The following is a 25,621-nucleotide window of genomic DNA, read 5'->3' as shown; positions in this document are numbered from 1 at the left end:
GAACCCGCGCCGCCGGGGCGGCGCGGGTGCGATCAGCCCCGGTTCTGCCGGTTCTCGATCAGGTCGTCGACGACGGCCGGCTCGGCGAGCGTCGAGGTGTCGCCGAGCGAGCTGAAATCGTCCTCGGCGATCTTGCGCAGGATCCTGCGCATGATCTTGCCCGAGCGGGTCTTGGGCAGGCCGGGCGCGAACTGGATCAGGTCCGGCGAGGCGATCGGCCCGATATCCTTGCGGACCCAGGTCACGAGTTCCTTGCGCAGGGCGTCGTCGCCCTCCTCGCCGTCGTTCAGGGTCACGTAGGCGTAGATGCCCTGGCCCTTCACGTTGTGCGGGTAGCCCACCACCGCGGCCTCGGCCACCTTCGGGTGGGCGACCAGGGACGACTCGACCTCGGCGGTGCCCATCCGGTGACCCGAGACGTTGATGACGTCGTCGACCCGGCCGGTGATCCAGTAGTAGCCGTCCGCATCGCGGCGGGCGCCGTCGCCGGTGAAGTACTTGCCCGGGTAGGTCGAGAAGTAGGTCTGCTCGAAGCGCTCATGGTCGCCGTAGACCGTGCGCATCTGGCCCGGCCAGGAATCGGCGATGCAGAGATTGCCCTCGCAGGCGCCCTCCAGGACCTTGCCCTCGGCGTCGACCATCTCGGGCTTCACGCCGAAGAACGGCCGGGTCGCCGAGCCCGGCTTCAGGGCGGTGGCACCCGGCAGCGGGGTGATCAGGATGCCGCCGGTCTCGGTCTGCCACCACGTGTCGACGATCGAGCAGCGCTGGTCGCCGACGACGTTGTAGTACCACTCCCAGGCTTCCGGGTTGATCGGCTCGCCCACGGAGCCCAGCACGCGGAGCGATTGCCGCGAGGTCTTCTTCACCGGCCCCTCGCCGCCGCCCATCAGCGAGCGGATCGCGGTCGGCGCCGTGTAGAAGATGTTGACCTTGTGCTTGTCGACCACTTCCCAGAACCGGGAGGTCGACGGGTAGGTCGGGATGCCCTCGAACATCAGCGTCGTGGCGCCGTTCGCGAGCGGCCCGTACACGATGTAGCTGTGGCCCGTGACCCAGCCGACATCGGCGGTGCACCAGTACACGTCGCCTTCGCGGTAATCGAAGACGTACTCGTGCGTCATCGACGCGTAGACGAGGTAACCGCCGGTGGTGTGCACCACGCCCTTCGGCTGCCCGGTCGAGCCGGAGGTGTAGAGGATGAAGAGCGGGTGCTCGGCCTCCACCGCCACGGCGGGGCACTCGTCCGTCACCTGCTCGGCGGCCTCGTCGTAGTAGACGTCCCGGCCCGCCTCCATGGCGACGCTGCCGCCGGTGCGGCGCACGACGATCACGTGGTCGACGAGGTCGGTCCCGAGACGCTTGATCGCCTCGTCGACATTGGCCTTCAGCGGCACCTTGCGGCCTCCGCGCAGGCCCTCGTCGGCGGTGATCACCACCTTGGAGCCGCAGCCCTGGATGCGCGAGGCGAGGGAATCCGGCGAGAAGCCGCCGAACACGATGGCGTGGATCGCCCCGAGCCGCGCGCAGGCGAGCATCGCGTAGGCGGCCTCCGGGACCATCGGCATGTAGAGCGTGACGCGGTCGCCCTTGCCGACGCCGCGGTTGCGCAGGACGTTGGCCATCCGGCAGACCTGCGCGTGCAGCTCGCGGTAGGTGATGTGCTTGGATTCGTCGGGGTTGTCGCCTTCCCAGATGATCGCGGTCTGGTCGCCGCGGGTCTCGAGATGGCGATCGATACAGTTATGGGCGACGTTGGTCTTGCCGTCCTCGAACCACTTGATCGAGACCTTGCCGGGCTCGAAGCTGGTGTTCTTCACCGTCGAGAACGGCTTCATCCAGTCGATGCGCTTGCCGTGCTCGGCCCAGAACGCGTTGGGATCGGCGACCGAAGCCGCGTACATCTCCCGGTACTTGGCATCGTCCACGTGCGCACCCTCGCGCCACGCGGATTGAACCTCGATCACCTTGCCTACCATGGCGTCCCATCCCTGTTTTGGCGCCCGATCGTATCGCGGTCTCCGCCGCGCAGCCAGGACTTCCAAAGTAACGTAGCCGCCAATCTACGAGGACGATATCATCGCAGTTTGGCGCGCTCCTGCGCAGCTCAATTCCCGTGAATAGATTGGGCGCAATGTAAGGGCTGATTGGGGCTTCGATGCTGCGCTGTCAAGCGCGCGCGCCCGAGCCCGCTGTCACCGGCGGCCCTCTGTTTCCGCCCCGCGGGGGTGGGGGGCGCTCACCCCTAGCCGTTGGCCGCCCGCCGCGCGGGCATGATGATCTCCACGAGCGTGCCGTCTTCCGGTCGGGCGGAGAGCTGCAGGCGCCCGCCATTGGCCTCCACGAGCGCCCGCGGCAGCGCCAGCCCGTCCTCGACATCGCCCTGCGGCGCTGCCGCCCGCGGCGCGTGGCCGGCGCCGGTCTCGCGCACCCGCACGGCGATCCCCGCCCGCTCGGCGGACCCGGTGGACACGATGATCTGGCTGCCGGCCGTGGAGCGTCGGATCGCGTTCTCGATCACCAAGCTGGCCGCGCGGCTGACCGAGCGCTCGTCGGCCTCCAGGTCGCCGATATCGGTCGAGAAGCTCGTCCGCATCACGATGCGCCCCCGCGCCGCCTCCGCCTGGAGCTGGGCGACACAGCTCGCCACGACGTCGTTGAGGTCGAGGGCGCGCGGCTCCAGGTGGAGCGCGCCGGCCTCGACGGCGGCGAGGTCCAGGAGTTTCCCGACGCGCTCCAGCATCGCCTCGCCCGAGGCCTTGATCTCGGCGAGGCAGCCCCGGTAGCGCGCGTCGCCGAGGGGGCCGAACGGTTCCTTCAGCATCGCGCCGGCCAGGTCGACGATCCCGGACACGGGCTCGCGGACGGCGCAGCCGAGCCGGTCGAGGGCATCGGCGCGGCCCGGCGCGGGCTCCGGGCCGCCCTCCGCGCTCCGCGCGAGGGCCTCGTCCTCGGCTCGGGCGATCTGGGCCACGCGCCGGCTCGCCGTCGCCGCTACGGTCAACGACATCGGAGCGCCGTCGATGCGCACGATCCGCCGCCCCGGGGCGGTGCCCCTCAGGGCATCGGCGACCGTCAGGACGCTCTCCCGGTCGAAGAGCGTGACGAAGCTGCTGCCGACGATCTCGCGCGGATCGCAGCCGAACAGGCCGGCCGCCGCGCGGTTCAGCGCGACGATGCGCCCGGCCCCGTCGACCGTGACGACGCCCGTCTCCAGCGCGTCCAAAGTCGCCTCGGCGCTGGCCGTCCGCTCGGTCTCAGCGGCGCGGGCGAGGCGCTCGGCCGTGAGGGCGTCGGCGACGTCGGCGTCCTCGACCGGGCGCACGACCAGGCACGTCGCGGTCGCGCCCGACCAGGGGAGGGCGCCGGCCCGGATTTCGACGGGACGGGCGCCGCCGTCGGCCGTCGCGACGGTCGTCCGGCGCGCGGATGGGTCGACCGTCTCCGCCGGGGGGAGGCCGGGCAGCAATCCCGGAAGACCGAGGCGCGCGAGGCTCGGCAGGTCGGGGTGGCCGGTCAGATCGAGGAAGGCGCGGTTCGTCGCGACGATCGCTCCGTCGCGATGGACCAGCACCGGCACCGGCAATCCGCCGAGGAGATCGGATTCCGGGGACGGCGGCGCGTCGGCGACCGGCTCGGCCTCCGCCGTCCCGGTCTCGACATCGGGATCCGCGGCGGTCGCGCTGGTCTCCGCCGGACCGGCCTGCGGCGCCGGGAACGGCATCACCGCCCCTCCCGCGGTCCGGGGCGACCCCGATCCGGCCTCGTCACCGGCGTAGCGGGCGCCCAGCGCGCGGGCGATCTCGCGGAACGCGGCGTGCTCGTCGTTCGACAGTGGCGCGGTGACGGGATCCGCGTCGACCGCGACAGGAATCGCGACAGGGATCGCGGCGTCGCCGGTCCCGGCCGGGACGGCAGCGGGCTTGATAACCGCGGACCTTGCCGGCTCCGGCGTCGCGGAGGGCACGGGCTCGGGAACGCGCTCGGGAACGCGCTCGGGCATGGACCCCGGGATCGGCTCCGGCGTCGCGACTGGTCTCGGGCTGCCGGGCGGGGCGCTGCGGATCAGGCCGAAGCCGCCGAAGCCCGAGAAGGCCGCGTCGCCCCGCCCGAGCGGGGCTCCGGACAGGTCGACCCGGAACGCCCCGGTGCCGGCATCGAGGACCGCCGGTTCCCCGCGGAAGGTGCGCCGGTCGCGCAGGGCCGCCAGCACGGCGTCGGCGCCGGAGAGGCGCCCGCTCTCGGCCAGATCCCGCCAGCGCTGCCCGACCAGCCCGGCGAGCGCCTCCGGGCCTGTGAGGGTCGTCAGGACACCCGCGGCATCGAGGCGCCAGAGGAAGCGGTCGTCGCGCCGGAGCGGCGTCGCCGGAGGCGATTGCGGCTCCTGGGGAAGCGCCCGCGCTGCCACCGGATGCCCGGCGGGCGCGTCGACCGGTGGATCGAGCGGGCGGATCGGACGCGCGCGGCCAGCCGCCACTGGCGCGGTCGGCACGACGAGGATCGCGGGCCGGCCGTCGTCCTGCGCGCCGCGCGCCAGCCAGCACAGGACCGGCGGCGCGATCCGGCGGACATCGAGGCGCAGGCGCGCGAGGCGGGGCGCGGCGTCGCCCGCCACCGCGGTCGCGATCTGCCGGGTCAGGTCGGCGAGGGCCGGGCCGTCCAGAACCGTGGCGAGACCCGCCGCCGCTTCGGACGCGGACAGGATCCGGGCCTCCGACGGATCGATCACGAGATGCACGGCGTCGCGCGCGCCCAGCGCGGCCGCCAGCGCGGGCAGGCGCTCCCAGGTCGCGAAGGCAGTCCCCAGCCCGGGCGGGGCTGCAGCGGCCGTCGGTGTCACTGTCGTCTCCAAAGCCCGCGACCTCGAACCCTAACGCGATCCTGACGCTCAACGGTCCCGCTTTGCCCGAGAAACGCGCGCGACCGTAGCCCTATTGTAAACTCCCCCGCGCCGCGGCGCTGGACTCTCGGCGCAACCGTCACACGTTTACGTTATGTCAACCTTAACGCCGTGAGCGCGGGTGGCATATGGCGGCGAATCAGTTATTGTGCACCGCACAAAGCGCCATCCACAGGCCAATGAAGAGAGGAGACGACGTATGAGCAACCCCCCGAACTACGAAGTTCCGGCCGAGATGCGCGACTTCGCCGAGAAGAGCGTCGAGCAGGCCCGGAAGGCGTTCGACAGCTTCATCGGCGCGGCTCGCCGCACCGCCGACACCGTGCAGGGCTCGGCCGAGCTGGCGCGCTCCAACGCGCTGGACGCGTCCTCGCGCGGCTTCGAGTATGCCGAGCAGAACGTGAACGCGGCCTTCGACCTCGCCCAGAAGCTCGTCCGCTCCAGGGACATGCAGGAGGCGATGCAGCACCAGGCCGAGTTCGTCCGCAGCCAGTTCGCCGCCATCCAGGCCCAGGCGAAGGAGTTCAGCGGCCTCGCGCAGAGCGCGATGCAGCAGGGCGCCGAGCGCGCCAAGTCGGCGATGCAGCAGGGTGCCGACGAGGCCCGCAAGGCCATGGAGCAGGGCCAGGACGCCGCGAAGCAGACGGCCCAGAACGCCCAGGACGCCGCCGAGCGCGCGTCGCACTGACGCTCGCACCGACGAACGGGGCCGCGGCCCGCTCCCGATCCGGGGGCGGGCCGTCTCGTTTTCGCCGGTATTGCCGCCGAGAGCCGCCGGGCGGACGCGTTGGGTCCGCGCCGAGTGAAGGGTTCAGGGATGCGCCTCACTGTTTCCGGCCGATCCGGCCTGCGTGGACCTCTCCGTCTGGCGGTCGCCGCCCTGGCGCTCGCCGCCGTCGCTCCGAGTAGCGCGGCCTTCGCCCAGTACTACGACGATCCGGGCTACGACGGCGGTTACCGGCCGGTCCCGCGCCGGGCGCAGCGCGCCCCGGTCGGCTACAATTGCGACGCCGTCCAGCAGGGAATCACCGGCCCGAAGCCGTATTCCTGCCCGCTGCCGGGGCCGCGGCCCCTCGGCGTGCGCTGCTTCTGCGACATGCCGATCGCGTCGTTCAGCCCGCCGCAGACGGCCGTCGGCCGCGTCGTTCCCTGAGGCGCAGCCCCGCGCAGGCGACCGCACACGCGACGGGCCGCGCCCCCGGGTGGGATGACGCGGCCCGTGCGGCACAGGCGGGCTAGGGGCGCGGGTGATCCCGCGCCGCGCGCTCAGTTCAGGACGACGACCTTGGCGCCGACCTTCACGCGCTCGTACAGGTCGGTGACGTCGTCGTTGGTCATCCGGATGCAGCCCGACGAGACCGCCTGACCGATCGTGTCCGGCTCGTTGGAGCCGTGGATACGGTACTCGGTGCTGCCGATATACATGGCCCGGGCGCCGAGGGGGTTCTCGATGCCGCCCGCCATGTAACGCGGCAGGTCGGGACGACGGGCGATCATGGCCTTCGGGGGCGTCCACGACGGCCACTCGCGCTTGGCGGTGATCTTGTTGGTGCCGCTCCAGCTGAAGCCCGGACGGCCGACGCCGACGCCGTAGCGGATCGCCTCACCGTTGCCGAGCACGTAGTACAGGCGCCGCTCGGCGGTGGAGACCACGATCGTGCCGGGCGCGTAGGGCGCGTTGAACGCGACGATCTCGCGGGGGATCGGCTGGACCTGCGCCTGCGGCGCGGCTTGCACGCCCTGGCCGTAGCCCGGGGCGTAAGAGCCCTGGTAACCGTACTGTCCCTGATCGGAGTAGTACTCGTCGGCACTATCCGTGCCGAAGGGATCGTACGACGAAGCGGCGAGGACGGGCGTGGCGGCAAGAACAGACACGCCGAGGAGCGCGGCGAGTGCGGTGACCGTGGTCTTCATGAGTGGCCTACCTGTGCAATAACCTTTGCCATTACAAGCGTGAGCATAGGCTGGCAGTTCCATACTTCCGCCCGGAATTTGCTGCCCGGCGGAATACGCAGGCCGGCTTGGCCGTGCGGTGCGCGATATCACGAACGCGTGCGCGGCTCAGGGGGCCTCGTCCGTGTGGACGTCGAAGCGCGCGAGGTGGGCGTAGCCGAAGTTGGTCGAGATGGCGCAGTCGGTGGCGTCGCGGCCGCGGGCCATGACGATGCGGCCGATGCGGGGCCGGTTGTGGCGGGCGTCGAACGTGTACCAGCGCGGCCCCTCTGGGCCCGCGAGGAAGACCTCGAACCACGCGGAGAAGTCCATCGGCGCCGGATCCTTTGGCACGCCGATATCGCCGAGGTATCCGGTGGCGTAGCGCGCCGGGATGTTCATGCACCGGCACAGGGTGATCGCCAGGTGCGCGAAGTCCCGGCACACGCCCTCGCGCTGCATGAAGGCGTCGTGCGCGCTCCGGGTCGCGTCGGCGCGCTGATAGTCGAAGCGGATCCGCTCGTGCGTGTAGTCGACGATCGCCTGGACGCGGGCCCAGCCCTCCGGCGTGCCGCCGAACAGGGACCACGCGGTCTGCGAGAGCTTGTCGGTGTCGCAGTAGCGCGAGCCCAGGAGGAAGATCAGGACGTCGTCGGGCAGGTCCTGGACCGGGATCTGCCGGGCGTCCGGCACGACCGGATCGGGCTCGCCCGAATCCTCGACCGTGAAGTCGGCCGCGATGGTCAGCTGACCGGGCGGCGCGACGATGCGGTGGCAGATGTTGTCGAAGCCGTCCCGGTACGTCCGCGCCTCGAGCGGCGGATCGAACCCGATCGCGTGCGGGGTCAGCACGTCGTTGATCCGCGAGGGATGGACGCTCAGCATCAGGATCATCGGTGTCGGCTGCGACAGCGTGAAAGCGATATCGAAACCGGTCCTGATCTTCATCGGGGCCACCTTGCTCTGTCGCCGTCCGCGCGGAGTCGCCACGCACGCTCGTTCCGGGTCCGGGTGCGCGCGAACTCAACGCGCCAGGGACGTCTCCGGCCCCTGCACGGTTCGGGCCGCCGGCCCGTCGGCGGGCAGCTCCACCACGTCGACGTCGACGCGCATGCCGAGATCGTCGCTGGCGAGGCCGAAGAATGAGCCGTGCAGCGGCACGGCCTGGGCCGGATCGCGGGTCACCGCCACGCGGATCAGGTCGCGGTTGCCCACGATGCCGTTGGTCGGGTCGAACTCGACCCAGCCGGCGCCCGGCAGGTAGACCTGCAGCCAGGCGTGGGTGGAGCCGCCGCCGACGTGGCGCGCCCGGTCGTTGCGCGGGTTGTAGAGGTATCCGGAGACGAAGCGGGCGGCCATGCCGAGCGCCCGGACGCCCTCCATCATCAGCACCGCGAAGTCCCGGCACGAGCCGAGCTTCGTGCGCAGGGTCGTGAGCGGGTCCTGCACGCCCTTCTCGGAGCGGGCGAGGTAGGTGAAGTTCGCCCGCACGCTGCGCGTCATCGCGGCCAGCAGCTCCTGCGTCGGGATACGGCCCTGCGGCGGCAGGAAGCTCCGCGCCCAGGCATCGACCTCGTGCCGCGGGTCCGGCCATTGCCGCTCGATGGAGCGGGCGAGGTCCGGCATGTCCTCCGCCCCGTAGCCGAACGGGTAGTGGGTCGCGTGCGGCGCCAGGGGGAAGACCGGCGCGTGCTCCGGGGTGTGGTCGAGGGTGATGCCGCAGTCGAAGGTCAGGGTCTCGGCGCGGGTGTCGAAGGTGGCGACCGCCACGCAGTTGCCGAACACGTCGAACAGCCAGCGCAGGGAGGCCGGCTCCGGGGCGATGTCGAGGGTCGCCGCGATCAGCCGCTGATCGTAGCTGTCGCGCGGCCGGAACATGATCCGGTGCTCGCCGAAGGCGACCGGACGCCGGTACCGGTAGACCGTGCGGTGGCGGACGGAGAGGATCGGCAAGTCGCAGGCTCCGGGCTCGCGCCGACGCGGTCACCGGCGATGCAAGGGCCGGGCCCGGCCGCGCGGAACGCCTCAGACCACCGGCGGGGCCGGGTCGGCGGCGGCGCGCTCGGCCTCGACCAGCACGTCGAGGGGGCGCCACGGCTTGGCGATGAAGACGGCCTCGGCCGGCAACTCGGGGCGGGGAATGCCGTGGCCCGAGGTGATCACCAGGCGGGCCCGAGGCCACAGGGTCGCTACCGCGCGGGCGAGCTGGAGGCCGTCCATCTCGCCGGCCAGCCGGACGTCGGCGAAGACGAGGGCGACGTCGCCCCCGCGCGCCTGGAGGACCGACAGGGCGGCCTCGGCGCTGTCGCACCCGACCACGTCGAGTTCGGTTTCCTCCAAGAGGGTCTCGGCGAGCGCGCGGATCTCGGGATCGTCCTCCACGACGAGCGCGAGACGCGGCGGACCGGCCTCGGCCGCCACGACGCTCGGCGCGCCCAGGGCGGCCTCGTCGCCCTCGTTCTGCCGCACGCGGCGGACCAGGGCCGCGAGGTGTTCGGGCACACCCTCGGTGACCAGATCATCGTAGAACGACGCCAGTTTCTGACCGATCTGATCGAGCGGAATACCCGGTGACAGCGTATCGGTGAGCGGCAGGGGTGCGCTCGTCTGGTGCTTTTTCAAGGACTCCCCCCGAAGTCGACTTCCGCGCCGCCCGAGGATGCGGCGCTCGAAGGAGGAAAGTCGGCAATCCGCCGCTGGTTGCGCCGGGCGTTCGGAATCCCGCCCGGCGTCACAGAGCCGTTACTGCGTGGCGAGCCCGGCGTCGGCGTCGGCATACGCCATGATTCCAGAGACTTGGCGGACGTTCTGGTAGCGCGTCCCGCGGGTGCTCATCATCGCCTCGAACTTCTCGTGCACCTGTGCGACCGACAGGCTCAGGGGCTTGCGGTGGCGGCCGCGCCCGACGAAGCGCCCGGCGGCGAAGAAGATCGAGCGGTTGGCCCGGGCCGGCCCCGGGAGCAGGGCCGCCGCGGCGGCGGCCGGCTTGTTCACGACGTTGGCGAGGAACTCCTCGGCGTCGTCCGGTCCGAGGAAGTGGGCGAGGTAGACCTCGCCGAGGGTCAGCTCGCGGCCGATGCGCAGGGCGATGCGGGCCGCGTCGCGCTTCAGCATCTCGCCGGCCATCAGCGCCGAGAGGTACGGGTCGCGGCGCAGTTCCAGCACCCGGGCGCGCTCCGCCGGATCGGTGATCACCGGCCGGTCGTTGGCGTCGGAGGTGATCAGCGCCGCGTCCTTCTCCAGCCCGTACTTGGCGCCGAAGTCGCGAACCACGCCGAGCCAGGTCCGCTCGATGAACTGGTAGAGGCCCGTCGCCGAGGACGTCTTGGCCTGGACCGCCGTGACGAAGCTCGATTCCTTGTCGGCTACCGCCATCAGCAGCACCGGATCGGTCTGGACCGCCTGGGCCGCCCGGACGATCGTCTGCACGAGGTGGCGCCGGATCTTCATCGGGCCGAACTCGAGGATGTCGTTCGGATCGCCGACGGCGCTCTCGGAGAGCAGGAAGTCGTACGACACGCGGTCGACCGTGTTGGAGCCGAGTTCGGTGTCGAGGTCGTGCACCGGGGCGAAGCTCGCGGCGGCGCGCAGCGGCGTCTGCTCCAGCGGGGTGGTGAGGGCGACGGTGTGGATGCGCGGGCGCGGCATCGGGAGCTCGGTGGCGGCCTCCGCGACCGACACGGCCGGCGACAGGCCGACCTTGGCGAGGTCCACGCCCGACCCGATCAGCGCGGCGCTGAGGCCGCCGGCGATCATCGAGACGGTGAGCAGGGAGCGGAACAGCGCGGGGCGGCTGCCATGGGCACGGCCCAGCATGGGCTGTGCGGCGATCACGTCGGCGCGGCCCGAGCCGAAATGGCCCTGCTTGCCGGTGATGGTCCTCGGCGATCCGACCGTGCGGCCCTGCATCGTTATCCCGACTCTCCACACGCCGCTGTGGCGCTACGGACTCACCATCGCTTGACAGATGTGGCGACAACACGGCCGCGCTTGTGGCCGAGTTGCGGCGTCCCGTGGAGATTTCGGGGCAGGCCGCCCGTGACTCGCGCGGCATCCCTCCTTAAGAGGGCGCCATGCGGGCGCCGGGCGGATGACGCGCGGCCGCCCTTTCCCGTCCGTACTGCCAGAGTCAGCCCCGATGAGCGGCGTCAACGAGATCCGGTCGACCTTCCTCGACTACTTCGCCAAGGCGGGCCACGAGGTCGTGCCGTCCTCGAGCCTCGTGCCGAAGAACGACCCGACGCTGATGTTCACGAACGCCGGCATGGTGCAGTTCAAGAACGTCTTCACCGGGATGGAGAAGCGCGCCTACGACCGGGCGACGACGGCGCAGAAATGCGTGCGGGCCGGCGGCAAGCACAACGACCTCGACAATGTCGGGTACACCGCGCGCCACCACACCTTCTTCGAGATGCTCGGCAACTTCTCGTTCGGCGACTACTTCAAGGACCGCGCGATCGAGCTGGCCTGGACGCTGATCACCAAGGAGTTCGGCCTCAAGCCCGACAAGCTCCTCGTCACCGTCTACGCCGACGACGACGAGGCCGCCGGCCTGTGGAAGAAGATCGCCGGCTTCTCCGACGACAAGATCATCCGGATCGGGACCTCCGACAATTTCTGGCAGATGGGCGATACCGGCCCCTGCGGCCCCTGCTCGGAGATCTTCATCGACCAGGGCCCGGCGCTGCAGGGCGGCCCGCCCGGCTCGCCGGACGAGGACGGAGACCGCTTCCTCGAGTTCTGGAACCTCGTGTTCATGCAGTACGAGCAACTGGAGCCGGGCGTCCGGAACCCGCTGCCGCGGCCGTCGATCGACACGGGCATGGGCCTGGAGCGCATGGCGGCGATCCTCCAGGGCGTCCACTCGAACTACGACACCGACCTGTTCCGCGCCCTGATCGACGCCGTGGCCCACGCGGTCTCGCGGGCGCCGGAGGCGGCCACGATGGCGTCCTACCGGGTGATCGCCGACCACCTGCGGGCGGCCTCCTTCCTGGTGGCCGACGGTGTGCTGCCGGGCAACGAGGGCCGCGGCTACGTGCTGCGCCGGATCATGCGCCGCGCCATGCGCCACGCCGAGATCCTGGGGGCCCGCGAGCCCACCATGTTCCGCCTCGTGCCGACCCTCGTGCGCGAGATGGGCCAGGCCTACCCGGAGCTGATGCGGGCCGAGAGCCTGATCGCCGAGACCCTGAAGCTGGAGGAGACCCGCTTCCGCCGCACCCTCGAGCGGGGCCTGTCGATCCTCGACGCCGAGAGCCGCGACCTCCGGGAGGGCGACAAGCTCTCCGGCGAGACCGCCTTCACCCTCTACGACACCTACGGCTTCCCCCTCGACCTGACGCAGGACGCCCTCAAGGCCCGCGGCATTGGCGTGGACACCGACGCCTTCGCGGCCGCGATGCAGCGCCAGAAGCAGGCGGCCCGCGAGGCCTGGAAGGGCTCGGGCGAGGCGGCGACCGAGACGGTGTGGTTCGGACTGCGCGAGCGCGTCGGCGCCACCGAATTCCTGGGCTACGAGACCGAGACCGCCGAGGGCATCGTGACCGCGCTCCTGCGCGACGGCGCCGAGGTGAAGGCCCTCGAGGCTGGTCAGACCGGCCTCGTCCTCGTCAACCAGACGCCGTTCTACGGGGAGTCGGGCGGCCAGGTCGGCGATACCGGCCTGATCCTGGCGCCGGGCGTGCGGGCGCGGGTGACCGACACCCAGAAGAAGCTCGGCGACGTGTTCGTCCATCACGTCACCGTGGAGGAGGGGACGGTGGGCCTCGACCAGCCGGTCGAGTTGAAGGTCGACAACGCCCGCCGCAGGGCGATCCGGGCCAACCACTCGGCCACCCACCTGCTCCACGAGGCCCTGCGGCAGGTGCTGGGCGACCACGTCGCCCAGAAGGGCTCGCTGGTCAGCCCCGACCGGCTGCGCTTCGACATCAGCCACCCGAAGCCGATTGAGGCCGACGAGCTCGGCCGCGTCGAGGACATCGCCAACGCGGTGCTGCTGCAGAACGCGCCCGTCGTCACGAAGCTGATGGCCGTGGACGACGCGATCGCGTCGGGCGCCCGCGCGCTGTTCGGCGAGAAGTACGGCGACGAGGTGCGGGTGGTCTCGATGGGGCTGCCGGTCGACGGCGACGCCGCGCAACCGCGCGCCAAGAACTTCTCCGTGGAGCTCTGCGGTGGCACTCACGCCGCGCGCACCGGCGATATCGGGGCGATCACCATCGTGGCCGAGAGCGCGGTGGGCGCGGGCGTGCGCCGGATCGAGGCGCTGACGGCCGACGCGGCGCGCCGTCACCGGGCCGAGGAGGCCCGGACGCTGGCGGCGCTCGCCGGCATCCTCAAGGCGCCGGTCTCGGAGGCGCCCGACCGCCTGACCGCGCTGATGGAGGACCGGCGCCGCCTGGAGCGCGAACTGGCCGAGACCCGTCGCAAGCTCGCCATGGGCGGCGAGGGCGGCCCGGGCTCGGGCGCGCAGCAGACCGAGATCGGCGGGGTGGCCTTCCGCCGCTCCGTCATCGAGGGGCTCGACATGCGCGACCTCAAGCCGATCGTCGACGAGGAGAAGAAGCGCCTGGGCTCCGGCATCGTGGCGGTGGTCGGCGTCGGACCGGACGGCAAGGCCGGGCTGGTGGTCGGCGTCACCGACGACCTGACCGCGCGCTACGACGCGGTCGGCCTGGTCCGGGCCGGGGCCGGGGCGCTCGGCGGGAAGGGCGGCGGCGGCCGCCGCGACATGGCGCAGGCCGGCGGCCCGAACGGAGCCGGGGCCGAGGCCGCCCTCGACGCCGTCGCGCAGGCCCTCACCGAGGCCGCCTGAGCCGCGACGGGCCGCGGAAGGGCCGCACCGTCACGGGTGCGGTCCGATCGTCCTCCGCGAGACCGGCGCGGTCGGCCCGACAGGCTCCCGCGTCCGTTCCGGCCCCGGGTGAACATCGCGGCCCCCTCGCGGGTCCTGCGCCGCTCGGGTCACCGGGGATCAGGCGAGATCACCGGCTGCCGCCGCCGCCACCGCCCTGCGGCGCGACCCGCGACGGCTGGTTGGCGTTGCCCGCTGCCGCCGAGTTGTTGGAGATCGTGTCGGCCGGCCGGCCGGTGGGCGAGTAGCTCACGGCGGCTTCGTTCCCGGTGGCGTCGATCTGCTGGCTCACCACGCCCGGCGCGCCGGGAGCGGGCGCGACGGGCCGGGCCTCGACCTGGGCGCTGGCCGGCGCGACGGTGGCGAGGGCGAGAAGGGCGGCGAGACATGTCCGGGTCATGAGAATCCTTGCTGGTTCCAGGCTCAGGCAACCTCAGTCGCGCGCGATCGATCCCGCGTTGTTGCGACGCGGCACCGCCTCGCCCCGGCGCCCGCCGCGCGCGATCACTTCACGCGCGTCCAGGTCTGCCGCTTGCAGAACACGCTCATGACGCAGCCGGAGACCTCGAGCGAGTCGGGTCCCGTGAGCTTCAGCGAACCGGAATAGGTCTTGCCGTCGTTCGGGTTGTAGAGCGACCCTGAGAAGCCGCCGCCTTCGGGCTGTCGCGCGTCGAGGATCTGGACGCCGACGACGCTGCGGCCGCGCAGGGCCGGATCCGGGTTCTTCGCGTCGAGCCCCTTCCCGGGTGCGCTGATGATCGTGCCGCAGAAGCCGCCGCCGCAGGGCGCGATGCGGACCTTCGAACTGCCGGTTTCCGTCAGCCATACGCCGGCCGGATCGGCCGCCAGGGCCGGCGCGCACGCCGCGCCCGTCGCGAGCAGGGCCAGAACCGCGCGACGAAACCTCGAACCCATACCTGTTCCTCCCAACCGAGAACGCGGCCGGGTTCTACCGCGATGCCTGCGGCAGCGCACCGCCCAGATACGTCTCGACGACCTCGCAGAACGGCTGCCCGGCCCCGGTCGACAGCACGGCGTCGATCTCGAAGAGCGGATCGTCCGGTCCGGGCGCGGCGCTTCGGACCGGCGCGCGCACCTCGACGGTGCTGCGCACCGGGGCGAGGGGACGCACGACCCGGCCGAAGGGCGTGCGGGTGGTGTCCAGCGTCGCGTTCATCTCCGGCGTGAGCCGGGCCGGCACGTACCAGTTATCCGCCTCGGACAGGACGCGGTCCCCACAGGCGAGACGGACGCGGCGGTAGCGCACCGGCTCGTCCGGGCCGATCGCGAGACGGGCGCGCTGCGCGGCCGTCAGGGGCTTGTCGGCGACGGCCACGCGCTCCGCCACGAGGTGCGGGTCTCCGGCGAGCTTGTAGTCGGCACACCAGCTCTCGAGAGCGAAGGTCGCGCTGTGCGCCGCGAGGATACGGCTCCGCAGCGAGGCGATGAGCGCCTGCGGCCCGTCGGCGGCGGACGGCGTATCGGCCGGCTTCGGCGCCTCGGCGGCATCGCGCGCCCAGCTCGGCGACCCGGTCACCGCGACCGACCCCAGCAGCACCGCGAGGGCCAGGGGCGGTACCCGGAACGCCTGTGCGGCCGTTGCGGGCCGCGGGGCCCCGCGCGCCGATTGATCCCGTGCCAGTAATGGCAAAATGCGGACGGCATGGCGGAAAGACTTTCCGGTGTGCCACAGCATCTCGGATCATATCCTCCCAGCTGAACCACCAGATCTTCGCTACGTGCCGCCGCATCGAGGCCCGGCAGAACGCTCCGACCGGACGGCTTCCCGGCCGAGCCGGCGACGCGGGCCGAGATCTATACAAGACGCGGCGATCCGTCGAGCCGCCGGGCGGACGGGCCCGGCGCCGATGTCGTGTCTACCGACGGGCGACCGGCGGCAGGTCGGTGCAGAGGCCGAGCCCGGCCTCTGCCGCGAGACCGATCGTCTCGCCGAGCGTCGGGTGGGGGTGGATCGTCCGGCCGATATCGGTGGCGTCGGCGCCCATCTCGATCGCCAGCGCGACCTCGCCGATCATGTCGCCGGCGCTCGGGCCGACGATGGCGCCGCCGACGACGCGCCTGGTCTGCGCGTCGAACAGCAGCTTGGTCAGGCCGTAATCGGCGCCGTTGGCGATGGCCCGGCCCGAAGCGGCCCAGGGGAAGCGCGCCACCTCGACGGCCCGCCCGGCCGCCTTCGCGGCCGTCTCGGTGAGGCCGGCCCAGGCGATCTCCGGGTCGGTGTAGGCGACCGAGGGGATCACGGCGGCGTCGAACCCGGCCTTGTGGCCGGCGGCCGCCTCGGCGGCGACGTGGCCCTGATGCACCGCCTTGTGGGCGAGCATCGGCTGGCCGACGCAATCGCCGATGGCGAAGATGTGCGGCACGTTCGTGCGCATCTGGGCGTCCACCGGCACGAAGCCGCCGTCCAGCGCCACGCCGGCCGCGTCGAGGCCGAGCGTCGCCCCGTTGGGCCGGCGGCCGGCGGCCTGGAGAACGAGGTCGTAGGTTCCGGGCTCGGCCCCGCCCGAGAAGGTCACGGCGATCCCGTCCGGTTTCGCCTCGGCGGAGACGACCTCGATCCCTGTCAGGACGCGGTCGAAACGGTGGGCGTTGCGCTTCGTCCAGACGCTGACGAGATCCCGGTCGACGCCCTCGAGCAGGCCGGGCAGGCGCTCGACCACGTCGACCCGCGCGCCGAGGGCGCTGTAGACGGTCGCCATCTCCAGGCCGATGATGCCGCCGCCGATCACCAGGAGCCGGCGCGGCACGGCGGGCAGTTCCAGCGCCCCGGTGGAATTCACGATCCGCGGATCGTCCGGGAGCATCGGCAGGGCCACCGGCGCGGAGCCCGCCGCCACGACGGCGCCCGTGAAGGTGACGTCCCGCGTGCCGCCGTCGTGCAGCGTCACCGAGACCGTGTCGGGTCCGGTGAAGCGGGCTGTCCCGCGGACCACCTCGACCTTGCGCTGGCGCGCCATCTGGGCGAGCCCGTCGGTGAGGCGGCGTACGGTGCCGGCCTTGAAGGTCCGCAGCTTCTCCAGATCGACCGTCGGCGCGCCGAAGCTGATCCCGTGCGCGGCCAGCCGGACGGCCTCCTCGGTGACCGCGGCCACGTGGAGCAGCGCCTTCGAGGGGATGCAGCCCACGTTGAGGCAGACGCCGCCGAGGGTCGCGTGGCGCTCGACCAGGATGACCCGCTGCCCGAGATCGGCGGCCCGGAAGGCGGCCGAGTAGCCGCCCGGTCCTCCGCCGATCACCAGGAGATCGCAGCCCGCGCCGGCCTGCGGCTTCGGCGGCGGCGCGGCGGGCGTGGGCGCGGGGGTCGGAGCCGAGGCCGGCGCAGGGGTCGGTTCGCCGCGCGCGTCGGTCGCCTCGACCGCGAGGCGGGCGACGAGGGTGCCGGCCGAGACCGTGTCGCCGAGGCCGACCAGCATCTCCACGAGGCGGCCCGCCGCGGGGGAGGGGATGTCCAGCGTCGCCTTGTCGGATTCGACCACCAGCAGGGTCTGGTCCTTGGCGACCGGCTGGCCGGGCGCCACCGGGATCTCGATGACGGGCACGTCGGCGTAGTCCCCGAGATCGGGGACGCGGATGTCGAGGGTCTCGGGCATGGCGGCGGTCACAGGAGGGCGCGGCGCAGGTCCGACAGGACCGAGGCCACGTGGCCGAGGAAGCGGGCGGCGGCGACGCCGTCCACGACGCGGTGGTCCCAGGACAGGCTGAGCGGCAGGATCAGGCGCGGCTGGAAGGCCTTGCCGTCCCAGACCGCCTCGGTGCGCGAGCGCGCCGCGCCCAGGATCGCGACCTCGGGGGCGTTGATGATCGGGGTGAAGCCGTCGCCGCCGATGCCGCCGAGCGACGACACCGAGAAGCAGCCGCCCTGCATGTCGGAACCCGGGAGGGTTCCGGCCCGGGCCTTCTCGGCCATCGCGGCCATCTCGGTGGCGATCTCGATGAGGCCCTTGCGGTCGCAGTCGCGCACCACCGGCACCATCAGGCCCTTCGGCGTGTCCACCGCGAAGCCGACATGGACGTAGTCCTTCAGGACGAGGTCGCTGCCCTCCAGGGAGGAATTGAAGCGCGGATAGGCGCGCAGCGCCGAGGCCGCCGCCTTGATCAGGAAGGCCACCATGGTGACCCGGGCGGGCGGCGTGCGTGTCTCCGTGTTGAGGCCGACCCGGAACGACTCGATCTCGGTGACGTCGGCCCGGTCGAAATTGGTCACGTGCGGGATCGTCAGCCAGTTGCGGCTGAGATTGGCCCCAGAGAGACTCTGGATGCGCGAGAGCGGCTCGCGCCGCACCGGCCCGTACTTGGCGAAGTCGACCTCCGGCCAGGGCGGCAGGCCGGCGCCGATGCCGGACGCGGCGGCGGGCGCCTGGACCGGCGCGTTGAGGGCCGCCTTGACGAAGGCGTGCACGTCCTCGCGCAGGATCCGCCCCTTCGGGCCGGTGGCGGCGACGCGGTCGAGCCCGACGCCCAGCTCGCGCGCGAGCTGGCGGACCGACGGGCTGGCATGCACGTCGCCGCTCGTCGCCTGGATCGGGTCGGCCCGCATCGGCTCCGGCGAGGCGCGACCGGCTCCCTCTCCCGTGCGGGCGAGGGCTGGGGTGAGGGGGGTGCCGTCTCCGGACAACCCGGATCCCTCACCCTGTCCCTCTCCCGCACGGGAGCGGGGACCCGCGCCCTGCCCGGAAGCCGACGGCGCTGCGGCCGCGGCAGGCGGTGCCGCCGCGGTCTCGACCCCGCCGCCCTCGGCAGGCTCCACCGTCAGGATCGGCGTGCCCTCGGACACTTTCGTCCCCACCGACACCAGCAACTCGCGCACGATGCCGGCGACCGGGGAGGGGACCTCCATGGTGGCCTTGTCGGACTCGATGCTGAGGATCAGGTCGTCCACCGCGAGGCGGTCGCCGGGCTTCACCAGAAGCTCGATGACCGGCACGTCCCGGTAGTCGCCGATATCCGGGAGGGCGATCTGCAGCGCGGCGCTCATGCGGTCGGGTGTCCGTGGGTCGGGCGTTCGGAAAAGGGGTGGGGGCGGGCGGCGCCCCTCGACGGGGCGCCCGGCCTCAGATCGTCCAGGGCGCGGGCGCGTCGGCCGCGACGCCGTAGCGGCGGATCGCGTCCGCCACCGCGGCGCGCGGCACCGTGCCGGCCTCGGCCAGAGCGTGCAGGGCGGCGATGACCACGTGCTGCCGGTCGACCTCGAAGAACCGGCGGAGCGCGTTGCGGGTGTCGCTGCGCCCGAACCCGTCGGTGCCGAGGGTGACGAAGCGCGCGCCGACATAGGAGGCGATCAGCTGCGGGTAGGCCCGGACGTAGTCGCTCGCCGCGACGATGGGCGCCGTGCCCGGCAGCAGCGCCGCCACGTGGCTGACCGGCGCCTCGGCCTCCGGGTTGAGCATCGCCTGCCGCTCGGCCTCGCGGGCGTCGCGGGCCAGCTCGCTGAAGCTCGTCACGCTGAACACCTCGGCCGCGACGCCGAAATCCTGCGCGAGCATCGTCGCCGCTGCGATCACCTCCGGCAGGATCGCCCCGGAGCCCAGGAGCCGCACAGCGGCGCCCGTCCCTTGTCCGGCCTCCGGCCCCGACAGGCGGTACATGCCCTTCAGGATCCCGGCCTCCGCCCCCTGCGGCATGGACGGCTGGGCGTAGTTCTCGTTCATCGCCGTGAGGTAGTAGAAGGCGTCTTCGCCTTCCTCCATCATCGCCCGGGCGCCCCGGTCGACGATCACCGCCATCTCGTACGCGAAGGCCGGATCGTAGGCCCGGCAGTTCGGGATCGCGGCCGCCTGCATGTGGCTCGAACCGTCCTGGTGCTGCAGGCCCTCGCCGCCGAGCGTCGTGCGGCCCGCCGTGGCGCCGATCAGGAAGCCGCGGGCCCGCTGGTCGGCCGCCGCCCAGATCAGGTCGCCGACCCGCTGGAAGCCGAACATCGAGTAGTAGATGTAGAACGGCAGCATCGACAGGCCGTGGACGCTGTAGGACGTGGCCGCCGCCGTCCAGGACGAGATCGCCCCGGCCTCGGTGATGCCCTCCTCGAGGAGCTGCCCGTCCCGGGCCTCGCGGTAGTAGAGCATGGAGCCGGCATCCTCCGGCTCGTAGAGCTGCCCCTGCGGCGCGTAGATCCCGACTTGCCGGAACAGGTTGGCCATGCCGAAGGTCCGCGCCTCGTCGGCGACGATCGGCACGATGCGCGGCCCGAGATCCTTGTGCTTCAGGAGGTTGCCGAACAGGCGCACCACCGCGGTGGTGGTCGACATCTCCTTGCCGCCAGCCTCGAGGGCGAAGCCCGCGTAGGTGGAGAGCTCCGGAACCGGGACCGTCGGCGCCGTGCGGCGGCGGGCCGGCAGGACGCCGCCGAGCATCTCGCGCCGCTCGCGCAGGTAGCGCATCTCGGCGCCGTCCTCGGCCGGCTTGTAGAAGGCCAGGCCCTCCACCTGCGCGTCCGACAGCGGCAGGGCGAAGCGGTCGCGGAAGGCGCGCAGCGCGTCGACGTCGAGCTTCTTGGCCTGGTGGGCGGTCATGCGCGACTCGCCCGCGCCGCCCATGCCGTAGCCCTTCTTGGTCTTGGCCAGGATCACCGTCGGCCGGCCCTTGGTGGCCTTGGCGGCCGCGAAGGCCGCGTAGAGCTTGCGGAAGTCGTGGCCGCCGCGCTTCAGCCGGTCGACGTCGGCATCCGACATGTGGGCGACGAGCTCGCGCACCTCCGGATCCTCGCCGAAGAAGTGGGCGAGGTTGTAGGCGCCGTCCTTGGCACCGAGCGTCTGGTACTTGCCGTCCACCGTCTCGGCGAAGCGGCGCAGCAGGGCGTGGTTGGTGTCGCGGGCGAAGATCCCGTCCCACTCCGAGCCCCACAGCACCTTGATGACGTTCCAGCCGGCGCCGCGGAACAGGCTCTCCAACTCCTGGATGATCTGGCCGTTGCCGCGCACCGGCCCGTCGAGCCGCTGCAGGTTGCAGTTGATGACGAAGGTTAGGTTGTCGAGATTCTCGCGCGCGGCGAGCGCCAGGCCGCCGATCGACTCGGGCTCGTCCATCTCGCCGTCGCCGAACACGCCCCAGACGTGCCGGCCGGTGGTGTCGGCGAGGCCCCGGTCGCCGAGGTAGCGCATGAACCGCGCTTGGTAGACCGCGTGGATCGGGCCGATGCCCATGGAGCCGGTGGGGACCTGCCAGAAATCCGGCATCAGCCAGGGATGCGGGTAGGAGCACAGCCCGTCGCCGGCGATCTCCTGGCGGTAGTGCTTCAGCTGCTCCTCGGACAGCCGGCCCTCGAGGAAGGCCCGCGCGTAGACGCCCGGCGCGGAGTGCGGCTGGAAATAGACGAGGTCGCCGTCCGTGCCGCCCTTGAAGAAGTGATTGAAGCCGACCTCGAACAGCTCCGCCGCCGAGGCGTAGCTCGCCACGTGGCCGCCGAGCTCGCCGTAGGCCATGTTGGCACGCACCACCATGGCCAGCGCGTTCCAGCGCATGATCGAGGTCAGGCGCTCCTCGATGTCGAGGTCGCCGGGGTAGCGCGGCTGCTTCTCCAGCGCGATCGTGTTCCGGTAGGGCGAGTAGGGCAGGGCCTCGTCGAGGATGCCGATCTCCTTCGAGCGCCGCTCCAGGCGATCGAGGATGAAGCGCGCCCGGGCCGCACCCTCGGTGCGGAAGACGGATTCCAGCGCGGCGAGCCAGTCCTGGGTCTCGGCCGGATCGTGATCCACCTCGGCGGACCGCGCGATCGTGGCTTTCGGCGGTATGGCGTTCATCGGCGCGGCCTCCCTGGTCGGCGCGATCATACGAGGATCGCGGCGGCGGGACATGCCGGATATTTGCCGCGATGCCGGGGCTCGCGGATTGATATTCCGAGATGCGGGCTGTAGGCGGCAAAACATGCCGCATCCTGCGCCCCGGACCGCGCACGCGGCTCCCGACCGGAGACCGATCGCATGCCCGCCCGACCGGCCGCCCTCGACGCCGCGAGCCTGCGCATCCTCGAGTGCCTGCAGCAGGACAGCGAGATCAGCATCGCGGATCTCGCGGAGCGGGTCGGCCTGTCGACGTCGCCGTGCTGGCGACGCGTCAACGACCTGAAGGAGGCGGGGGTGATCCGCGGCTGCGTGGCGGTGGTCGACCCGCTGAGCCTCGGGCTCGCGGTCAACGTCTTCGTCCACGTGTCGCTTGAGAAGCAGACCCAGGCCGCGCTCCAGGCCTTCGACGAGGCGGTGCGCAGCCGCCCGGAGGTGATGGAGTGCTACCTGATGAGCGGCGAGGCCGACTACATGCTGCGCGTCGTCGTCGAGGATCTGGGCCAGTACCAGAAGCTCGTCCTCGACCACCTCACGCGGATCCCCGGCGTGGCCAACATCCGCTCGAGCTTCGCCCTGGGGCAGGTGAAGTACACGACCGCGCTGCCGCTCGGTCACCTGACCCGCTGAGCCGGATTGATACAGCGAGGAGTCCCGATGCGGGCCTGGTCGGCCGGGACGGGTTCCGCCTGAAACCCTCGGGCGATGTCCTCTCCGCCATCACGAGCAACGCGTGGTGACTCAGGACCGCGCGACCTCAGTCGTCGCGCCTACGGGATCGCTTCGCTGCGCGCAGGGACGGTGCTGTGGGGATCTGCCTGATAGCGCGGAAGGCCGGGACGGCCGCGTCGCGCACGCGAGGAATGGTGGAGCCTAACGGGATCGAACCGATGACCTCTTCCATGCCATGGAAGCGCTCTCCCAGCTGAGCTAAGGCCCCATATTTTTAAACGCGGTCCGCGTCCCCGACAGGGCCGCGTCGCGCGAGGGTGGGATGGTGGAGCCTAACGGGATCGAACCGATGACCTCTTCCATGCCATGGAAGCGCTCTCCCAGCTGAGCTAAGGCCCCACTTTTTACATCCACCGCGGTTTGGGTACCGCGGGGTCTCGCCGGTCCGGGTCGCGGTCGGCGAGGCCGGTTCTATAGGCGGCTCGCATCGCGGACTCAACCCCCTTTTTCGCTGCCGCCGGGGGTTTTTGGTCGGGAGAGACGGAGGCCGCCTCAGCCCTCCTCGTCGTTCTCGATATCGCCGTCGATCAGGTCGGAGACGTCGTCGTCGCCGGAATCCTCTTCCTCCAGGAAGGTATCGTCGTCGGAGGATTCCCCGTCCTCGACCGAGTCGTCCTCGGGCGTGGGATCGGCGTCGTCCTCGGCGGCCTCGACCTCGTCGAGGGAGACCATCTCCGGACCCTTCTCGTCCGTCTCGTCCTCATCGTCGGTGTTGGCCGGGCCCCGCGACAGCGCCGGGGGGGCCGCACGGCTGGAGGTGGCCACCGCCTGATAGACCGCGCCGCATTTCGGGCAGACCGCGGGATCGCGGGCGAGGTCGTAGAACTTCGCGCCGCAGCTCATGCACTGGCGCTTCAAGCCAAGTTCCGGTCGGGCCACGGGCGGACACCTCGTCGTCAGTACTGTCTCGGGGGAGGCGCCCCGTTAGTCGCGGTGAAAGCGCCTGTCAATCGAGCCCGCGCAGGGCGTTTCGGGCGGCGCGCCCCCGCGTGCGGCGCCCGGGATCGGCGCGGGCAGCGGATGGATGACGGCGGGCGGTGCCCGTGTTAACGGCGCGGCGATTTCACCGTCCGATTGCAGCGCCGCGGCAGGGCCGCGCGACGCGCCGGATCCAGGCCCACGTCTCAGAGCCCGAACGGACGTCCCGTGTCGCACGATTCGACCCCCCAGCCCCTCACCGCCGCGCCGGGCGCCCCGCTGCGCGGACGCCTGCGCCCGCCCGGCGACAAGTCGATCTCGCACCGGTCGATGATCCTCGGCCTGCTCAGCCAGGGCGAGACGCGGGTCGAGGGCCTGCTGGAGGGCGACGACGTCCTGCGCACCGCCGCCGCCGCGAAGGCGCTCGGGGCAGGGGTCGAGCGCCTCGGGGCCGGGAGCTGGCGGGTCCGGGGCGTCGGGATCGGCGGCCTCGGCGACCCGGCCGAGGTTCTCGATTTCGGCAATGCCGGCACCGGTTCGCGGCTGATGATGGGCGTGGTCGGCGGGCAGCCGGTGACCGCGACCTTCGACGGCGACGCCTCCCTGCGCTCGCGGCCGATGCGCCGCATCCTCGACCCTCTCACCCGGATGGGCACGCAGGTCCTGGCCGAGGCCGAGGGCGGACGCGTGCCCCTGACCCTGCGGGGTCCCAGGGAGGCGATCCCGATCACCTACGAGACCCCGGCGGCCTCCGCGCAGATCAAGTCGGCGGTCCTACTGGCCGGCCTCAACGCCCCCGGCGTCACGACCGTGATCGAGGCGGCCGCGACCCGCGACCACACCGAGCGGATGCTGCGCCTGTTCGGCGCCGCGGTCAGCGTCGAGCCGCACGGTCCGGGCGGCCACGGCCGCAAGGTCGCGCTGACGGGCCAGCCGACCCTGCGCGGCACCGACGTGGTGGTGCCGGCCGACCCCTCCTCGGCGGCGTTCCCGCTGGTGGCGGCGCTGATCGTGCCCGGCTCCGACGTGGTGATCGAGGGCGTGATGATGAACCCGCTGCGCATCGGGCTGATCACGACGCTCCTCGAGATGGGCGCGCAGATCGAGCGCGTGGCCGAGCGGGAGGAGGGCGGCGAGACCGTAGCCGACCTGCGCGTGCGCGCGAGCCGCCTGACCGGCGTCGACGTCCCGGCCGAGCGGGCGCCCGCGATGATCGACGAGTACCCGGTGCTGGCGGTGGCGGCGAGCTTCGCCGAGGGCCGGACCCGGATGAACGGCCTGCACGAGCTGCGGGTGAAGGAATCGGACCGCCTCGCGGCCGTGGCGGCCGGGCTCGCCGCGAACCGCGTCCGCCACGCGGTCGAGGGCGACGATCTCGTGGTCGAGGGCGACGGCACCGCGGCGCCGGGCGGCGGGACGGTGGCGACCCACCTCGACCACCGCATCGCCATGGCGTTCCTGGTGATGGGGCTCGCGGCGCGGAACCCGGTCACGGTGGATGACGGCGCGATGATCGCCACGAGCTTCCCGAGCTTCCTTCCGACCATGCAGGCCCTCGGCGGCCAGATCGGGGCGTGACCGCCATGCCGCTCGTCATCGCGATCGACGGACCGGCCGCGTCCGGCAAGGGTACCCTCGCCAAGCGTCTGGCCGACCATTACGGCCTGCCGCATCTCGACACCGGGCTCCTCTACCGGGCGGTGGCGCTTGCCCTGATCGACGCCGGTCTGTCGCTGGACGATGCCGCCGCCGCGGCGCGGGCGGCCCAGGCCCTCGACGCCGGTCGGCTCGACGATCCGCGCCTGCGCGAGCGGGCAATGGGCGAGGCGGCCTCCCGCGTCTCGTCGGTGCCGGAGGTCCGCGCCGGGCTGCTCGCGTGGCAGCGCCGCTTCGCCGCCGACCCGCAGGGGGCGGTGCTCGACGGGCGCGACATCGGCACGGTCGTGTGCCCCGAGGCCGCGGTGAAGCTGTTCATCACCGCCTCGTCCGAGGAGCGTGCCCGCCGCCGCCACCGCGAGCTGGCCGGCCGCGGCGAGGCAGCGACCTTCGCGGCGATCCTGGCCGACATCGAGGCCCGCGACGCCCGGGACGCGTCGCGCAGCGCCGCCCCCCTGCGCATGGCCGAGGACGCGGTCCGGCTCGACACCACCGAGCTCGACGCGGACGCGGCCTTCGACGAGGCCCGGGACATCGTCGAGCGGACCCGCGGCGACGCGGCCTGAGGGTTGTCCACCTCCGTCGTGTTGACCCCCCGGTCCCGCTCACCTATTGCGGACGCGCCGTCCCCGACGGGCCGCCGCGCGGCCCGGGACGCGAGCGCGTAGCTCAGCTGGTAGAGCAACGGACTTTTAATCTGTAGGTCCTGGGTTCGAGTCCCAGCGCGCTCACCACATCCTCGATCCTCACTTTTGACATCCGGCGCGGTCGGCGCCCTGCCCACATGAAAATCGGAACCCCTGGTTGCGCTTTGGGTTGGGGTCCCAACGC

20 protein-coding genes and 3 tRNA genes are annotated in these 25,621 nt (G+C 72.1%); 7 read left to right on the top strand and 16 right to left on the bottom strand.

What is annotated here, in order from left to right:
- Positions 1–32 precede the first annotated feature (32 nt).
- Both acs and ABIC30_RS10305 read right to left on the bottom strand, forming a co-directional pair.
- On the bottom strand, positions 33–1,979 hold the full coding sequence (gene acs, locus ABIC30_RS10310) for an acetate--CoA ligase (RefSeq protein ID WP_020092882.1): 1,947 nt from the start codon (positions 1,977–1,979) through the stop codon (positions 33–35).
- 266 nt (positions 1,980–2,245) lie between these two features.
- Positions 2,246–4,840 carry a sensor histidine kinase gene (locus ABIC30_RS10305; protein WP_354454855.1) on the bottom strand — a complete coding sequence of 865 codons (2,595 nt, stop codon included), beginning with the start codon at positions 4,838–4,840 and terminating at the stop codon, positions 2,246–2,248.
- A gap of 259 nt (positions 4,841–5,099) precedes the next feature.
- On the opposite strand from ABIC30_RS10305, the gene ABIC30_RS10300 reads away from it, so the two are divergent.
- Together ABIC30_RS10300 and ABIC30_RS10295 are read left to right on the top strand one after the other, a co-directional pair.
- Positions 5,100–5,588: a phasin gene (locus tag ABIC30_RS10300; protein WP_012322487.1), complete on the top strand. Its 489-nt coding sequence runs from the start codon at positions 5,100–5,102 to the stop codon at positions 5,586–5,588.
- Between the two features lie 129 nt (positions 5,589–5,717).
- Positions 5,718–6,053 (top strand): hypothetical protein, encoded by a 336-nt coding sequence (locus ABIC30_RS10295; protein ID WP_020092880.1) that lies wholly within the window; start codon positions 5,718–5,720, stop codon positions 6,051–6,053.
- A gap of 113 nt (positions 6,054–6,166) precedes the next feature.
- Here the strand turns inward: ABIC30_RS10295 and ABIC30_RS10290 are convergent, their stop codons facing one another.
- The 5 genes from ABIC30_RS10290 to ABIC30_RS10270 all read right to left on the bottom strand — a co-directional run bounded on the left by ABIC30_RS10290 (position 6,167) and on the right by ABIC30_RS10270 (position 10,741).
- A complete protein-coding gene (locus tag ABIC30_RS10290; RefSeq protein ID WP_020092879.1) occupies positions 6,167–6,814 on the bottom strand; it encodes a L,D-transpeptidase in 648 nt (215 codons plus the stop codon).
- A 147-nt stretch (positions 6,815–6,961) separates the two neighbouring features.
- Positions 6,962–7,780: a transglutaminase-like domain-containing protein gene (locus ABIC30_RS10285; protein WP_020092878.1), complete on the bottom strand. Its 819-nt coding sequence runs from the start codon at positions 7,778–7,780 to the stop codon at positions 6,962–6,964.
- A 75-nt stretch (positions 7,781–7,855) separates the two neighbouring features.
- A complete protein-coding gene (locus ABIC30_RS10280) occupies positions 7,856–8,785 on the bottom strand; it encodes a transglutaminase family protein (RefSeq protein ID WP_020092877.1) in 930 nt (309 codons plus the stop codon).
- Between the two features lie 72 nt (positions 8,786–8,857).
- The gene (locus ABIC30_RS10275) at positions 8,858–9,454 is read right to left on the bottom strand and encodes a NepR family anti-sigma factor (RefSeq protein WP_020092876.1); all 597 of its coding nucleotides are present in this window, start codon (positions 9,452–9,454) and stop codon (positions 8,858–8,860) included.
- 120 nt (positions 9,455–9,574) lie between these two features.
- Positions 9,575–10,741, bottom strand: a complete 1,167-nt coding sequence (locus ABIC30_RS10270; RefSeq protein ID WP_020092875.1) for a transglycosylase SLT domain-containing protein — start codon at positions 10,739–10,741, stop codon at positions 9,575–9,577.
- 229 nt (positions 10,742–10,970) lie between these two features.
- On the opposite strand from ABIC30_RS10270, the gene alaS reads away from it, so the two are divergent.
- Positions 10,971–13,649 (top strand): alanine--tRNA ligase, encoded by a 2,679-nt coding sequence (gene alaS / locus ABIC30_RS10265; RefSeq protein WP_020092874.1) that lies wholly within the window; start codon positions 10,971–10,973, stop codon positions 13,647–13,649.
- 169 nt (positions 13,650–13,818) lie between these two features.
- Here alaS and ABIC30_RS10260 read toward each other — a convergent pair whose 3' ends face one another.
- The 6 genes from ABIC30_RS10260 to mdeB all read right to left on the bottom strand — a co-directional run bounded on the left by ABIC30_RS10260 (position 13,819) and on the right by mdeB (position 21,445).
- The gene (locus ABIC30_RS10260; protein ID WP_012322495.1) at positions 13,819–14,088 is read right to left on the bottom strand and encodes a hypothetical protein; all 270 of its coding nucleotides are present in this window, start codon (positions 14,086–14,088) and stop codon (positions 13,819–13,821) included.
- Positions 14,089–14,192: 104 nt separating this feature from the next.
- Positions 14,193–14,603 (bottom strand): DUF2147 domain-containing protein, encoded by a 411-nt coding sequence (locus ABIC30_RS10255; RefSeq protein ID WP_020092873.1) that lies wholly within the window; start codon positions 14,601–14,603, stop codon positions 14,193–14,195.
- A 34-nt stretch (positions 14,604–14,637) separates the two neighbouring features.
- Entirely contained in the window at positions 14,638–15,384 is a 747-nt protein-coding gene (locus ABIC30_RS10250; protein ID WP_026604883.1) for a hypothetical protein, read from the bottom strand.
- Between the two features lie 181 nt (positions 15,385–15,565).
- Positions 15,566–17,299: a dihydrolipoyl dehydrogenase gene (lpdA, locus tag ABIC30_RS10245; protein WP_026604882.1), complete on the bottom strand. Its 1,734-nt coding sequence runs from the start codon at positions 17,297–17,299 to the stop codon at positions 15,566–15,568.
- 8 nt (positions 17,300–17,307) lie between these two features.
- Entirely contained in the window at positions 17,308–18,684 is a 1,377-nt protein-coding gene (locus tag ABIC30_RS10240) for a 2-oxo acid dehydrogenase subunit E2 (protein ID WP_020092870.1), read from the bottom strand.
- 76 nt (positions 18,685–18,760) lie between these two features.
- A complete protein-coding gene (gene mdeB, locus ABIC30_RS10235; RefSeq protein WP_026604881.1) occupies positions 18,761–21,445 on the bottom strand; it encodes an alpha-ketoglutarate dehydrogenase in 2,685 nt (894 codons plus the stop codon).
- Between the two features lie 180 nt (positions 21,446–21,625).
- Here mdeB and ABIC30_RS10230 point away from each other — a divergent pair, with 180 nt between their 5' ends.
- On the top strand, positions 21,626–22,114 hold the full coding sequence (locus ABIC30_RS10230) for an Lrp/AsnC family transcriptional regulator (protein WP_020092868.1): 489 nt from the start codon (positions 21,626–21,628) through the stop codon (positions 22,112–22,114).
- Positions 22,115–22,348: 234 nt separating this feature from the next.
- Here the strand turns inward: ABIC30_RS10230 and ABIC30_RS10225 are convergent.
- From ABIC30_RS10225 to ABIC30_RS10215, 3 genes are all read right to left on the bottom strand, one after another.
- Positions 22,349–22,424, bottom strand: a tRNA-Ala gene (locus tag ABIC30_RS10225).
- A gap of 55 nt (positions 22,425–22,479) precedes the next feature.
- A tRNA-Ala gene (locus ABIC30_RS10220) sits at positions 22,480–22,555 on the bottom strand.
- Positions 22,556–22,708: 153 nt separating this feature from the next.
- Positions 22,709–23,095, bottom strand: coding sequence for a TIGR02300 family protein (locus ABIC30_RS10215; protein ID WP_026604880.1), 387 nt, complete (start codon positions 23,093–23,095; stop codon positions 22,709–22,711).
- 267 nt (positions 23,096–23,362) lie between these two features.
- Between ABIC30_RS10215 and aroA the strand changes: the two genes are divergently transcribed.
- The 3 genes from aroA (at position 23,363) to ABIC30_RS10200 (ending at position 25,524) form a co-directional block, all read left to right on the top strand.
- Positions 23,363–24,712, top strand: coding sequence for a 3-phosphoshikimate 1-carboxyvinyltransferase (aroA, locus tag ABIC30_RS10210; protein ID WP_020092866.1), 1,350 nt, complete (start codon positions 23,363–23,365; stop codon positions 24,710–24,712).
- 5 nt (positions 24,713–24,717) lie between these two features.
- Complete coding sequence (cmk, locus tag ABIC30_RS10205) at positions 24,718–25,356, top strand: (d)CMP kinase (RefSeq protein ID WP_051123743.1); 639 nt, start codon at positions 24,718–24,720, stop codon at positions 25,354–25,356.
- A 92-nt stretch (positions 25,357–25,448) separates the two neighbouring features.
- Positions 25,449–25,524, top strand: a tRNA-Lys gene (locus tag ABIC30_RS10200).
- Positions 25,525–25,621: the final 97 nt, after the last annotated feature.

Source organism: Methylobacterium sp. 1030, assembly GCF_040544715.1.
Taxonomy (GTDB): domain Bacteria; phylum Pseudomonadota; class Alphaproteobacteria; order Rhizobiales; family Beijerinckiaceae; genus Methylobacterium.
The sequence above is the reverse complement of the archived record's forward strand: the minus strand, read 5'-3'. Positions and strand labels throughout refer to the sequence as shown.